Here is a 13,174-nt window from a genome sequence, read left to right as displayed (position 1 = left end):
GCTTGTATCTGCCCGGTCAATATACTTTAGACTGATTCTTTGAATAATTCGCGACCAATCAGCATACGACGTATTTCAGAAGTACCGGCGCCGATTTCATAAAGTTTGGCGTCCCGCAGCAAGCGTCCAGTCGGGTATTCATTGATATAGCCATTACCGCCCAATAACTGAATCGCATCCAGCGCCATTTTGGTGGCCAATTCTGCCGCATAAAGAATCGCACCAGCAGCATCTTTACGGGTGGTTTCGCCACGGTCACATGCCTTGGCTACGGTGTAAACATAGGCACGCGCGGCATTCATCTGAGTGTACATGTCGGCAACTTTACCTTGTACCAACTGGAATTCACCGATGGATTGACCAAACTGCTTGCGGTCGTGAATGTAGGGCACCACGATATCCATGGCGGCTTGCATAATACCGATAGGGCCACCAGAAAGTACCAGGCGTTCGTAATCCAGGCCGCTCATCAGCACGCGCACACCGCCGCCAACCTCGCCCAGAATGTTTTCTTCAGGAACTTCTACATCTTCGAATACCAGCTCGCACGTATTGGAAGAGCGCATACCCAGTTTGTCCAGTTTTTGCGCCTGAGAGAAACCGGCAAAGCTTTTTTCAACGATAAAAGCGGTGATACCTTTGGAGCCACCATTGACGTCAGTTTTTGCGTAAATCACGAAAGTGCTGGCGTCAGGGCCATTGGTGATCCACATCTTGTTGCCGTTAAGAATGTAACGGTCGCCTTTTTTATCCGCACGCAGTTTCATGCTGACAACATCAGAACCGGCGTTAGGCTCACTCATGGCCAATGCACCAATGTGCTCACCGCTTACCAGCTTAGGCAGATACTTTTCTTTTTGCGCTGCGGTACCGTTTTTGTGAATTTGATTGACACACAGGTTACTATGAGCACCATAGCTTAAACCTATGCCAGCTGATGCACGGCTAATTTCTTCCATAGCGACAACGTGGGCCAGATAACCCATATCCACACCGCCGTATTCTTCCGCGACGGTCATACCTAACAGGCCCATTTCACCGAATTGAGTCCATAGCTGGTTGGGGAAGGCGTTATCTTCATCGGATTTTTCTGCCAGAGGCGCAATTTCGCCCTGCGCGAACTGGTAAATACCTTCTCTTAACGCATCAATATCTTCGCCAAGATCAAAATTTAATGTAGGGTAGGGAGTATTCATGGATTTACACACCTTTGGTTAATTCAGATAATTCTTCTTTACAACGCAGCTCCACGTCATTTAGCTCATTCATCAGCATCTGAATATCTTCCATTTGCTGTTTCATGATGGCGCGTTTTTCATGCGTCATGCGTAACATTTCTTCTAGTTGTACTTTAGAGCTTTGATGAGAATCATAGAGCTCAAATAAGGTTTTGGTTTCAGCTAAGGAAAATCCCAAACGTTTGCCGCGTAGGATCAACTTTAGCCGAACTCTATCTTTTTTATTGTAGATACGACTTTGACCGGCTCGTTCCGGTGCCAGCAGGCCTTGCTCTTCGTAAAAACGAATAGAGCGGGGGGTAATGTCAAATTCTTTTGACAATTCACCAATAGAATAAGTTTGCTCACTCACAGGTTTACCTTTACGTTCACGTAAGGAATAAGTTAACGTAAAGGTAAAGTAACCCTGACAACTTTTCAACATTCTATTTACAACCGATTTCGACAAAGTTATCGCTTGCGTCCAGAATGTTGTACAGGATGGAGATGGTCCTAAAGTACAGTCGCTCAGATTGACCAAATAGACCACAATGCCAACATCATCAGCAAAGGTAATGAAAATGACAACAGAAAATATCGTTATTGTATCTGCCAAGCGTACCCCAATGGGCGCATTTATGGGCAGCTTATCCCCTCTGACCGCTACAGAACTGGGCGCTGGTGCCATTGCCAGTGTCCTGGCCGATAGCCAGGCAGACGCCAATCAGGTTGATGAAGTGATTATGGGCTGTGTTTTGCCTGCTGGTCTGGGGCAATCGCCTGCAAGACAAGCGGCACAGGCGGGCGGTTTGCCGCTTTCTGCTGGCGTAACCACCATTAACAAAGTGTGTGGTTCTGGTATGAAGGCCGTCATGATGGCTCATGACTTTATTAAAGCTGGCAGTGCTGAAGTGGTGATAGCAGGTGGTATGGAAAGCATGTCTAACGCGCCATATTTATTGCCTAAAGCCCGTGGCGGTTATCGCATGGGTCATGGCCAGGTTCAGGATCACATGATGCTGGATGGTCTGGAAAATGCCTACGACGGTCAGGCGATGGGCTGTTTTGCTCAGGCGACTGCCGATGCTGAAGGTATCACCCGTGAAGACATGGACGCGTTTGCTTTGTCCTCTTTGGATAAGGCCAAAACGGCGATAGCTGAAGGTTACTTTAAAAATGAAGTGGCTGATGTGGTGATTCAGGGCCGTAAAGGCAATGTGGTGGTCAGCGAAGACGAGTCTCCGGCTAAAGCTATGCCAGAGAAAATCCCCAATTTACGCCCTGCATTTAAAAAAGACGGCACAGTAACAGCAGCAAACTCCAGCTCTATTTCTGATGGTGCCGCAGCACTTATGATTATGACTGAGTCCAAAGCTAAATCATTGGGCCTTGAGCCACTGGCTCGCATTGTCGCTCATTCCACCAATTCCATTGAGCCAGAAAACTTCACAGTCGCGCCAGTGGGAGCAATGCAAAAGCTGATGGACAAAGCAGGTTGGTCGTTGAATGACGTAGATTTATTCGAAATCAATGAAGCCTTCGCCATGGTGACCATGTTGGCGGTGCGTCAGTTGGAGCTTGACGAAAGCAAGGTTAATGTCAACGGTGGTGCTTGTGCGCTGGGTCATCCTATCGGCGCATCAGGTGCCCGTATTCTGGTGACTCTGATCCATGCATTAAAACGTCTGGGTAAATCAAAAGGCGTCGCCTCATTGTGTATCGGTGGTGGTGAAGCCACTGCGATTGCTGTTGAAGTGATGTAATTCTGGTAAGTTGTTCGACAAAAGCTGGCCGGTGTGCCAGCTTTTTAGTTTTAAGCACTTAAAGAATGGCTATCTAAATAGGATTTGATACTGATTAATTCGTTTGCCAGCTCATCACAGGCGTTTATTAGCTGTTCAGCACCTTGTCCTTCCCGGATGGCTTTTCTGATTTGCATACACAGATTATAAGCCTTTGGAAATGCCAGTTTATTGGATTGTTTTTGCAATTCGTTAATGCTGGAAGCCAGTTCCAGTGATTCTGACACTGCCTCCTGTTGCATTTTATCCAGAGCAGGTGGCAGTGATGCAAAAAAGGTTTTCATGGCGCTGTGCCAGGCTGAAAAGCTGACACTGTGATTATGTATGCCTACTGCCTTATCAGTGCCAGGAATACTGTTAATTAACTGCATATCCCCCAGAGCCTGATTAATTAACTGACTGACCTGAGGGTATTGACGGGTTTTTAGTTGCTGCTCTATTTGATTAAAATGCTCACCAATATTCGCAAAACCGAAGTTAGCGGCCGAACCTTTTACTGTGTGTGCAAGTTCAGATAACGCAGGCCAGTTTTCAGCCTGCCAAAACATAACGGCCTGTTCCACCTCCTGATTGAGCTGCGATGCATAACTGGCAATGAGCTTTACCATATCCTCTTCTTGTCCCGCCAGCGGCGTAGCACCTTTGGGCACCGGCAAAGCCTGCATGCCACTTGTCGTCGTCTTAGTTTCAGGTGTAATCAAAAAGTCTGCAAGATAGTGTTCTAACAGGGCAATCAGGTCTTCTCTGGGGAGCGGTTTGGGTAAGTGTGCCGTAAACCCTTCGCGCATGTATTGTTCAACCTCATGCTTCATGTTATTCGCCGTCAGGGCTATCACCGGGGTGTCCGGATACGCCTTTTTGATTTGCTTTAGCGCCTGACCACCATCCATTACCGGCATCTGAATATCTAAAAACACCAAGTCAAATTGTTCTTTTAATGCGGCATTGCAGGCCAGAAGACCATTTTCAACATCTGTCACCATAAGGCCCATTCGGGACAACATTAAGCGGATGAGTTCGCGGTTGTTTGGGTGATCTTCTGCCAGCAGTACTTTGGCCTTATTAAATTTGGGTAGTGTTTGTTTTTGTGCCTCAACGGTTTGGGTAACAACGCGCGCTTCTTCACCTGAGGTTATCCAGCGACAATCGGGCGCAGGTTGTAGATTAATCGCAACCACAAATTCTGAACCTTTACCTTCTTCGCTGGATACAGTTAAATCGCCGCCCAATCCTTGCGCCAGATGACGGGAGATAGATAAACCTAAACCGGAACCACCAAAGCGACGATTAATGGAACCATCTGCCTGCTGGAAAGGTTGAAAAAGAGCCTGTTGATTGGCCTTGCTAATACCAATGCCGGTGTCCCTGACACCAATCAGTAACTGGTTTTCCAGCGATTTTACAGACACATTTATACTGCCTTTATCGGTAAACTTCAGGGCATTGTTGGTGAGGTTAAACAGAATTTGCCGCAGACGAGTGGGGTCAGTAATAATGGCACTGGGTAAAGGATAACGAAAATGCAAATCAAAGCTTAAGCCTTTGTCGCGCGCCCGTTTTCCGGTTACTGATTCTATCTGTGCAAGCAGTGGGATCAGTGGTGTGGCTATATTTTCGAATTCCAGTTTGTTTGCTTCTATTTTGGTAAAATCCAAAATGTCGCTGATAACATTAAGTAGGTGGTTGCCATTTTCGCAGATAATTTTAATGACCCTGTGTTCTTCTTTTTCTGGGATATCTCCCTGCAGGATGCTGTCGGCATAACCAATAATGGATGTCAGCGGGGTGCGAATCTCATGGCTCATATTTGCCAGAAACGCTGATTTAGTGTGAGTCGCCGTTTCAGCCTGTACCTTAGCCTTTTCTAATTCAGCAGATACCTTTGCCAGACGTTGTTTTTCTCGAGAGACAGTAAATATCCAAAAGGCCAGAGTTAACAATGCGCAGACAAGTGTAAAAGCAATAAACTGCGTCTGTTGAGAGCGCTCTTTCTCAACAGCTCCTTTTAACTGGAGAATTTTATTTTGTTCTTCCAACTCGGCAATTTCTGCCGCTTTAGCTTCGCTGTCAAACAGGGCTTGCATTACCATTAACTGCGTGGAATCTTTTTCCAATCTATATTTTATTTCTAGCTCTCTAAGTTCACTTAGTAACTCAAATGCAGATGAAAAGTTATTTTGTGCTGCGCTTATATTAGCTTTCAATTCAAGGTTGGATAAAATCGCTTCTTTCTCATCTCTGCGCTCTGCTAAGTCGAATGCTTGATTAGCCCATGTTAAGGCTTCTTCAGGGTCTCCTAATTGTAAAAGTGCTTTAGCTTTTCCTCTTATTGAGTATTCTCCTGTATAGCTTTGGCCATGATTTTTCGATAATGCTAATGCTTCCTCATAGGAAGCCAATGCACCAATACCGTCATTTTTCATTAAAAAAGCATCACCCTGGCTGTTTCTAACCAGAGCGGCACCTAACGAATCTTCTTCGCTTCTATACAACTCTAGTGCTAAATCGAATAGCTCTAACGCTTTTTCGGTTTGCCCCATCAAAAGCAAAGTATCGCCGATTCCTTTATTTACGCTGCCGTCGTTTTTGATATTTTTATATTTGTTGTAAAAATCAATCGCTGATTGATAATGACCGGCAGCTTTATATGTATTTGCCATGTTATGGTAGCAGTAGCCAACATAGAGCTCGTTTTCTAACTCACTATATATTTTGGAAGCATTCAGGTACTTGTTAATTGCTCTGGTATACTCTCCAATTAATTGAAGAATGTTGCCTTGAAGCATTTCTGAACGCGCCTGGACTTCACGGATACCATATTGAATTGCTAAGTTCTCAGCCTCCCTTGCTGATAACATAGATTTGTTATATTCACCTATAAAAGAATAAGCATATGATGTTGCGTTCAATACTCTTCCAGCTGCTTCAAAATCCTTTAACTGAATAAATTTATTTAGTTTTTCATTGGACATAGTTATAGCTAGCCGAGGTTTATTTCGCGCTAATTGTTCTATTTTTTGGACCTGTTCAATATTACCGGGAGATTCTGTTTTTTGTGGGGTAGGAGCCTCTGCACTTCGCACTTCATAGCATACTAACGCTATAAAAAGTGCGAATATCAAATTGACTGATAGTGAAGAGGCTCTATAGAACATTGCAGATTAATGTTGTTTAGTTCTACCTAAACGACCAATATTGTTTTTGTTATCGTCGTTACCAGCATTGTTATCTAATCCATTCCACGAACCCGTTGAGTTAGACAATGCGTTCATCATTAAATGTCTGATTTCGCTTTGATCCGCAGCAACTAATTTCGATGAGTCCGCAATTCCGGCGCTCTCTAAAATTTGCATTTTCTCTGCTTCAGACGCATGAAAAAATGAATCAGCTTTGCTAGTGTCAGTGGCCAAGTCAATATAAAAACGGCTTAAATTATCCATTTTACGTTCCTCTTTTTACCTTCGTTTTAGTTTCTTGTTTGCGCATTTGCTAACAAGTTAAAAAGCCATACTGCTTAACTGGCTCAATCTTCGAACTCTTCGTATTCTTCCCAATGTTCAATGTCTGCTTCGGTTAAACCCAACCAGGCTAGGCGGTCTTCGGCAAAAGTGGGTTCATTACCTGCTGGTACGTACAAGGTACTGATGGTATTGACATCAGCAGTAGCCAGCTCTTCAATGGTCATCCAATCTATACGCGGCGCAAACCCCGGCAGGGTAGGAGCTTCATAAACACATACTTTATGACTTGCTGGATAATACTCAGCCAATAATCGACTGAGAGCCTTTAGGCCCTGCTCGCCAGGTTTAAAATGATCATTAGTGTGCTCGCCGGTTAATCCCAATTGCCACAGTATTAATGCGGCGCTCGTATCCGGAGTTCGCCTGGTTAATAAAAAGCGTGTTGCTTCGTAAGATTGGCAGCCCGTATCTGCAGGGTCCAGGTCAAGGTCTGCATAGAGGCAGGCATCAGCAGCGATGCCCGGCAACATTTTTACCGGGTAACCTTCATTTTTTAAGACATTGCTGGCCAGCCGGGTGGAGGTGACAAACACGCCTGGGTGGCCATAAAAAACAGTAACTACCTGAACACCATTGCGCACCAGATCAACAATGTGCATGGCCATTTTTTTATAAATGTCAGGGCGGGAAATGCCTTCTTCGTTGTAGTATTTACCCAGGTGTTCGGTGGTGTTATTCAGGCTGATAATGTGCTGAATAGAGAGCGGATTTGGGGCCACTAATAACACCTTTTCAGCATTTTTAATCAAGCTTTCGGTTTCAAGTGTCATATGGCCAGGATGCAGGCCGCATCCGGCAATCGTCAGGCTGCCTTGGTTTGCAGTCATGAGTGATTTCCCTATTATTTTTCTATTCCGTGTTAAGCATATGCCACTATTAGATGTGTGGCAATTCTATAACCGACAAATTTTGACTAAATTTACTCAGAGATATTTTATCTTGCAACATTTAGTATTGAGTCAACTTAATTACGACGTAAGTTGTGCTGATACCGACTACCAGGCAACTTGTATTGCGCTTTACTCGAGTGTAAATCCTGACATTCAGGTGTAACGATGTGCTGAATTGCACTGTAAGCTACAATCACTGTTGAGTAATAAGTTTGTCAATTACCAGGCCAACAAAAAGTACCATTAACCATTTGTTTTATTTGAACAGTTTTAAGGCCTAACTTGGCATAATTGTGAATTTACGTGTAGATTGATTATGATATCCTGGTGTGTGTTTAGCTATCAGGGCTTTTGGGGTTATCTTCTGCAGTTTTTGTAGTAACAGGATTTCGCTACAGAAACGCAATCGTGGTTTACCCTGATACGCTGGGTTCGATATCAATAATGTTACAGCAAGCTGGTGCTGGTAAATACTAAAGCAAATTTGAAGGCTGGCATGAAAAGCATAATCTCTCTTATTTTCCTGTGGGTTTGTTACCCGTTACAGGCATCATCTTCGGTCAATGTTTCGGGATTTGGAACGATAGGTCTGGTTGTTACAGATTCAGACGAGTTCGGCTACCGGTCAGATTTTTCCAGGGTTGGGGGAGTATTCGACAGCGAGTTCGACTTTGCACAAACCAGTAACCTGGGTTTGCAGTTCGATATTATTGCTAATTCCAGCTTCGATGCCGTGGTGCAAGTAATTTATCGTGAACAGGAAGAGTACAGTTTGGACTCCATGGTAAACTTGGCGTTCGTGCGTTACACGCCTACCGCAGATTGGTCAGTGCGTATCGGCCGCACGGCTCTGGATTTGTTTTTACTGACTGAGTTTCGCGATATTGGTTTCGCTTACCCTTGGGCCCATGTTCCTTCTGAGATCTACGGGATTGTTCCTCATCGCCATCTCGATGGTCTTGACATTACTTATCGCCGTCCGGCAGGTAATGGAACGTTTTCTGCCAAAATGTTTTATGGTGAAAGTGAGTATGGTGTGACGGGGTTTAGCTCATCAAATGTCACACCACTTAATCTTGATAATATTGTGGGGCTGGCTTTAGATTATCAAACCTTTGACTGGGATATAGCGTTAAATCATACTCAGGTAAAATTCGACTCGACTCTCATTACGCCGCTCGCTAACGGACTGCGCGCGTTGAGTATTCAGGTACCGATCTTCGAGCAATTTTGGCCCAGTGTAAATGAGGTCGCTGCGGGAATTGATTTGAATAATCAGACGGGCAAATATACGTCTGTGAGTGGCCAATATCGTGCTGAAAGTATGACCTTTATGACCGAGTTAGCCCAGATCAACGCTGATTCGCTGACTGTCCAGGATATGCATAGTGGCTACTTTAGCGGTGTGTATCATACCGATTTGCATAATTTCTTCTTTTCAATCGCTTACAGTGAAACTAAGCAATATGAGGTGGGTGCTGTTGATTTAGCTATGTTGCAAAACATTCCATTTGCTACCGATTTGTATTTTGAAGCGTTGGGGGTGCTCGGATTTTTTAATGTTAACCAAAAAACCTTGTCACTGGGGTGGCGTTGGGATTTTTCCGATAACATGTCATTTAAGTTACAGTGGGATCATACACGTATAGACAACGGAGGCAGTACACTTTGGCAGCCTCCTGAACCAGGCGGTAACTTCAACGAGCCAGTTGGAAAAGTCAATGCCTTGTTTTCAAATCTGAGTTTTACATTCTGATGGTCGGGTGCACACTACTTAAATCATTGCTCCTGGTTAGCAGTCTCGGTGCTGTCAGTACACCTGATGCCTCTAACCTTGTTGTTGTGGTCAACAAAAATAATCCGACAGCCGAACTATCAAGAACGCAACTTATCGATTTATACATGGGGAAATACGTCGCTTTTCCCGATGGCCGTAAAGCACAGCCGTTAGACATAGACAACAACCACAAACTCAAAGAAGTGTTTTACAAAGAGCTTGTGGGGATGCCATTAAATAGGGTTAATGCCTATTGGTCCAGGGTTAAGTTTACAGGGCGGGTAAGGCCTCCTGTGCAGGAACAGGATGAGCAGGCAGTGCTGCAAGTTGTTGCCACGTCAAATTCTGCGATAGCCTATATTCAGGCTGACAATATTACGGACGACGTAAAAGTCGTGTATCGATTCAATGAATAAGAGCGGATTATTAGTACGACTCGCTGTGGTCATTGGGTTCGCATCAATCGCAATAGGATTGTTGTCTACCCAATTGTTTTACCGGTTGACGGTTAACAAAGAGATCGGGTTTGCCCATCAAAGTATTGATAGTCTGTATAAAACCGTTGAAGCCACTGCGGCCACTGCGGCTTATCTGGCAGAGAAAGATTTGGCGCAGGAAGTGATAGATGGACTTATCACAAACGACATCGTTTTAAATGCCAGTATGTCTTTCGAAGAAACGGTTGTCAGAACACATGAGCAACCATTGAACAACCCCATTGCTTTCCCCATCAAATCGTTATTTGAACCCAATAAGACCATCGGACAATTACTCATTGAGCCCAATGTGGAATTTATCGAGTTGCGGGCCAGCCAATTGGCCACCGAGAATTCCAATGCCATGGTGCTTCAGGCTCTGGTGGTTACGATAGTCTCAATATTTGTTGCATTTTTTCTGATCACCCGGCCAATTATTGCCATTGCGAAAGCTCTGCATCATACCAGACCTGGGGAGGGCAAGCGGTTAATGGTTCCGGAGTTTCACGATGGCAGTGAACTTGGTTTGTTGGTGCGGGATGTCAACGAATTACTGGATAAAACAGAAAGTCAGTTTAATCAGGAAAGGAAGTTACGAGAAGAAATTGAAGCATTGGAAAAACGTTTTCGGATGCTATTTGAAAATTCCCTGTCGCCGATTATTTTGATGGAGCCTGGTGGCAATATTCTGCTGTTTAACAGTGCCTTTGAAAAAGTACTGAATAAACTGGATTTGCAACTCAGAAAAAGTTTCGGCCCATTGCTGAAGGATTTATTTGATGATCCTGATTCGCTTTCCAGGGTCGTAGAAGTTGCCTTTGCAAACGAAGAAATCGCAACCGGAGAGTTTAAACTTAAAACCGAGGATGGTAACCAACATTTCTGGGTTCAGGTGGTGGTCACTGCAATCATTAGCGAAGATATGCGTGAGTACTATCAGGTAACTTTACACGACATTTCGAAGCGTAAACGAGAACTGGATGATCTCGCCTATCAGGCAGATTTTGACAAGCTCACTAAAATGTTAAATCGCCAGGGACTGGAAAAGCAACTGACCACCCTGATGACCACTCAAAGTCGATTTATGTTGGTGTTGCTGGACTTAAATTGGTTCAAACAGGTAAACGATATCTATGGGCACAAAGCGGGCGATGAAATTCTGATTTTTGTGGCTGATCGCATTAAGAAGACGCTTCGCCCTGAAGACTTTGGCGGACGTTGGGGAGGTGATGAGTTTGTGCTGCTACTCAGTCAGGCTGACCAGTCTGAAACACGAGAAATAGTAACAAGATTGGTAAATCGGATTTCTAAACCCTTTTATTTACGAAACTTTGAGCAAAATGTAACCATAGGTGCCAGCGTCGGGGCAGCAAGCTATCCGGATGATTCTTTAGATTTACAAACCTTGCTGCACCTCGCAGATAAAGCAATGTACCAGTCGAAAAAGTTAAAAGAGACCCAACCCGAGCATTTCTTACACTTTTCTGAAGAAACACAGCAAGTCCAGGTTAACCATGTCTAGGCAATTACCCAGCGTAAAACGCGTTGCCGAATCTATATTGTTGTTTAACGATATGAAGTCACGCATTTCACGGGTGGTTGCCGTGAATAATGTGTTTATTATGCTGTTTTTGTTCGTTGCGGTTAGCGGTCTGGTGCAAAGCGACGGTGCGTGGGTTATTGAGTGCGTATTGATAATCTGCTTTTTGATGGCATTAACCTGGTTTCTCAACACTGATACCAGCAATATTGTTGCCGGTATGATGCTATGGACTGTCGCAATTTTCGCCTTGTCTAAAGCATTTTACTTCGACGGTTTGTACGATAGCTCACTTGTACTATACCCGTTTGTGGTGATTTTCGCCGTGTTTCTGGGGGGTAAAGTACTGGTTGTTCCGTTAGTCCTGTTTATGGTGGCTAGCTATTATGCAATTGCCTATGCGGTTGCGGTAAACATCATTGAAAACAAAGTCATAAGCCAGTATTCAATATGGGCCAAAGCCAATGATATGGCGGCGATGTTGGTGTTATATGGCTTAGGTATTTTTATAATTTCCAACTTCATCAAATCTTTGGTGATTAAACTGTCAGAGGAAACAAAGTATAACGAAACCGTTCGTAAAGACTCAGAGCGACGGATTTTGTATGACGATTTGACCGGATTGCCAAACAGTGAGAAATGCAAACAGGATATTTCGGTTGGTGTTAAAAACCTCTCCAATAAAGGCAGTATTCAGGGCTTTGTTATATTGCACATAAACAATTTTAACTGGATCAACTCAACTCTTGGTCACGATTTTGGGGATCAAATATTAATTAAATTGGCGAAGCGACTGAGAAAACTGGAAAACAACAAAACCAACGTTTACCGAACCTCGGGAACAGAATTTACTCTTACTACCAGGGTCCCGGATTTTGAAGCGTTGAATGAATTTTGCCACCAGACCATCAGAACTACGATTTTACCTTTGTTTTTGGCGGGCTATGACCACGAAATGACCTGTTCGCTTGGTGTCACCGCCGCTCCATTTGATGGGGATAGCTTTGCAGAGTTACGCAGAAAGGCAAATTTTGCCGTTTACCGGGCCAAGTTAGATGAACCTAATTCCTATCAGTTTTATGAAAGTGGTATGGAAAAAGACATTTTGCATCGTCTTAATATGGTTCAGGATCTTAAAAGCGCTTTGGAAAATCGGGAATTTGAGCTTTATTACCAGCCTAAAGTCGATCTGCAATCCAATACAATCGTTGGGGCAGAGGCCTTGATCCGCTGGCATAAAAACGGGGCTATTATACCACCAAATACCTTCATACCCGTGGCTGAAGAGTCTGGACTGATAGTGGAAATTGGCAAATGGGTAATAGAAACAGCATGTGAACAATGTTCGGAATGGCATCAGCTTGGGTTCAAAGGGATGACTGTCGCAGTCAATATTTCTTCGGTGCAGTTTAAACGAGGAAATTTGCCAAACCATGTTTTCCGGGCGCTACAAAGGTTCAAATTAGATCCGAGCATGTTGGAATTGGAGATCACCGAGTCTTTGTTTATTGGCAATACTGACCACATTCAGCAACAAATTTACAGCATGGTTGATAAAGGGGTTAATTTTGCTATTGATGATTTTGGTACCGGTTATTCAAACCTGAATTATTTATCTAACTTTAATGCGTCTACGTTAAAAATTGATATGTCTTTTGTACGCAATATGCTGACGAACTTGCAACAGCAGCACATTGTGAATGCCATTATTCAGATGAGTCGCACAATGAATCTGGAAAATGTCGCAGAAGGCGTAGAAAGCGCCGAGATCGCAGCTGAACTCAAATCTTTAGGCTGTGTTTATGGTCAGGGATATTATTGGTCTCCTCCATTGCCCGCCAAAGACTTTGTTGCGTTGCTTAATTCGCAGGCGCGAAAAGCCTGAACAACCCCCATTAAAGCTGTTCTGACGTTTATCTGCCGAAAAGACTAACCCGTTTTTTGAATAAAC

At 44.0% G+C, this 13,174-nt stretch carries 10 protein-coding genes; 5 read left to right on the top strand and 5 right to left on the bottom strand.

Annotated features, from left to right (window positions below; genetic code table 11):
• Positions 1-26: 26 nt before the first annotated feature.
• Complete coding sequence (locus LJ740_RS02695; RefSeq protein ID WP_229527506.1) at positions 27-1,196, bottom strand: isovaleryl-CoA dehydrogenase; 1,170 nt, start codon at positions 1,194-1,196, stop codon at positions 27-29.
• Between the two features lie 4 nt (positions 1,197-1,200).
• The gene (locus LJ740_RS02690; protein WP_229528025.1) at positions 1,201-1,590 is read right to left on the bottom strand and encodes a MerR family transcriptional regulator; all 390 of its coding nucleotides are present in this window, start codon (positions 1,588-1,590) and stop codon (positions 1,201-1,203) included.
• A 208-nt stretch (positions 1,591-1,798) separates the two neighbouring features.
• Between LJ740_RS02690 and LJ740_RS02685 the strand changes: the two genes are divergently transcribed.
• Complete coding sequence (locus LJ740_RS02685) at positions 1,799-2,980, top strand: thiolase family protein (RefSeq protein ID WP_229527505.1); 1,182 nt, start codon at positions 1,799-1,801, stop codon at positions 2,978-2,980.
• Between the two features lie 50 nt (positions 2,981-3,030).
• On the opposite strand, the gene LJ740_RS02680 is transcribed toward LJ740_RS02685, so the two are convergent.
• From LJ740_RS02680 to LJ740_RS02670, 3 genes are all read right to left on the bottom strand, one after another.
• Complete coding sequence (locus tag LJ740_RS02680; RefSeq protein WP_229528024.1) at positions 3,031-5,805, bottom strand: tetratricopeptide repeat-containing hybrid sensor histidine kinase/response regulator; 2,775 nt, start codon at positions 5,803-5,805, stop codon at positions 3,031-3,033.
• 375 nt (positions 5,806-6,180) lie between these two features.
• Complete coding sequence (locus tag LJ740_RS02675; RefSeq protein WP_229527504.1) at positions 6,181-6,459, bottom strand: hypothetical protein; 279 nt, start codon at positions 6,457-6,459, stop codon at positions 6,181-6,183.
• An 83-nt stretch (positions 6,460-6,542) separates the two neighbouring features.
• Positions 6,543-7,367: an SAM-dependent methyltransferase gene (locus LJ740_RS02670; RefSeq protein ID WP_229527503.1), complete on the bottom strand. Its 825-nt coding sequence runs from the start codon at positions 7,365-7,367 to the stop codon at positions 6,543-6,545.
• Between the two features lie 559 nt (positions 7,368-7,926).
• On the opposite strand from LJ740_RS02670, the gene LJ740_RS02665 reads away from it, so the two are divergent.
• From LJ740_RS02665 to LJ740_RS02650, 4 genes are read left to right on the top strand one after another with little or no spacing between them, the layout of a single operon-like run.
• Positions 7,927-9,186 carry a hypothetical protein gene (locus LJ740_RS02665; protein ID WP_229527502.1) on the top strand — a complete coding sequence of 420 codons (1,260 nt, stop codon included), beginning with the start codon at positions 7,927-7,929 and terminating at the stop codon, positions 9,184-9,186.
• Positions 9,186-9,623 carry a hypothetical protein gene (locus LJ740_RS02660; protein WP_229527501.1) on the top strand — a complete coding sequence of 146 codons (438 nt, stop codon included), beginning with the start codon at positions 9,186-9,188 and terminating at the stop codon, positions 9,621-9,623. The genes LJ740_RS02665 and LJ740_RS02660 overlap by 1 nt, the downstream gene beginning before the upstream one ends.
• Positions 9,616-11,205 (top strand): sensor domain-containing diguanylate cyclase, encoded by a 1,590-nt coding sequence (locus LJ740_RS02655; RefSeq protein WP_229527500.1) that lies wholly within the window; start codon positions 9,616-9,618, stop codon positions 11,203-11,205. The genes LJ740_RS02660 and LJ740_RS02655 overlap by 8 nt, the downstream gene beginning before the upstream one ends.
• Positions 11,198-13,108: a putative bifunctional diguanylate cyclase/phosphodiesterase gene (locus LJ740_RS02650; RefSeq protein WP_229527499.1), complete on the top strand. Its 1,911-nt coding sequence runs from the start codon at positions 11,198-11,200 to the stop codon at positions 13,106-13,108. Before LJ740_RS02655 ends, LJ740_RS02650 begins: the two co-directional genes overlap by 8 nt.
• Positions 13,109-13,174 lie beyond the last annotated feature (66 nt).

Source organism: Planctobacterium marinum (assembly GCF_020687805.1).
Lineage (GTDB): Bacteria > Pseudomonadota > Gammaproteobacteria > Enterobacterales > Alteromonadaceae > Planctobacterium > Planctobacterium marinum.
This window is presented reverse-complemented; position numbering and strand designations above follow the sequence as displayed.

Excerpts from the sequence above, each read along its gene's own strand:
- LJ740_RS02670 (WP_229527503.1), bottom strand. The coding sequence starts at position 7,367 with ATGACTGCAAACCAAGGCAGCCTGACGATTGCCGGATGCGGCCTGCAT.
- LJ740_RS02685 (WP_229527505.1), top strand. The coding sequence starts at position 1,799 with ATGACAACAGAAAATATCGTTATTGTATCTGCCAAGCGTACCCCAATG.
- LJ740_RS02650 (WP_229527499.1), top strand. The coding sequence starts at position 11,198 with ATGTCTAGGCAATTACCCAGCGTAAAACGCGTTGCCGAATCTATATTG.
- LJ740_RS02655 (WP_229527500.1), top strand. The coding sequence starts at position 9,616 with ATGAATAAGAGCGGATTATTAGTACGACTCGCTGTGGTCATTGGGTTC.
- LJ740_RS02680 (WP_229528024.1), bottom strand. The coding sequence starts at position 5,805 with ATGCTTCAAGGCAACATTCTTCAATTAATTGGAGAGTATACCAGAGCA.
- LJ740_RS02695 (WP_229527506.1), bottom strand. The coding sequence starts at position 1,196 with ATGAATACTCCCTACCCTACATTAAATTTTGATCTTGGCGAAGATATT.
- LJ740_RS02665 (WP_229527502.1), top strand. The coding sequence starts at position 7,927 with ATGAAAAGCATAATCTCTCTTATTTTCCTGTGGGTTTGTTACCCGTTA.
- LJ740_RS02675 (WP_229527504.1), bottom strand. The coding sequence starts at position 6,459 with ATGGATAATTTAAGCCGTTTTTATATTGACTTGGCCACTGACACTAGC.
- LJ740_RS02660 (WP_229527501.1), top strand. The coding sequence starts at position 9,186 with ATGGTCGGGTGCACACTACTTAAATCATTGCTCCTGGTTAGCAGTCTC.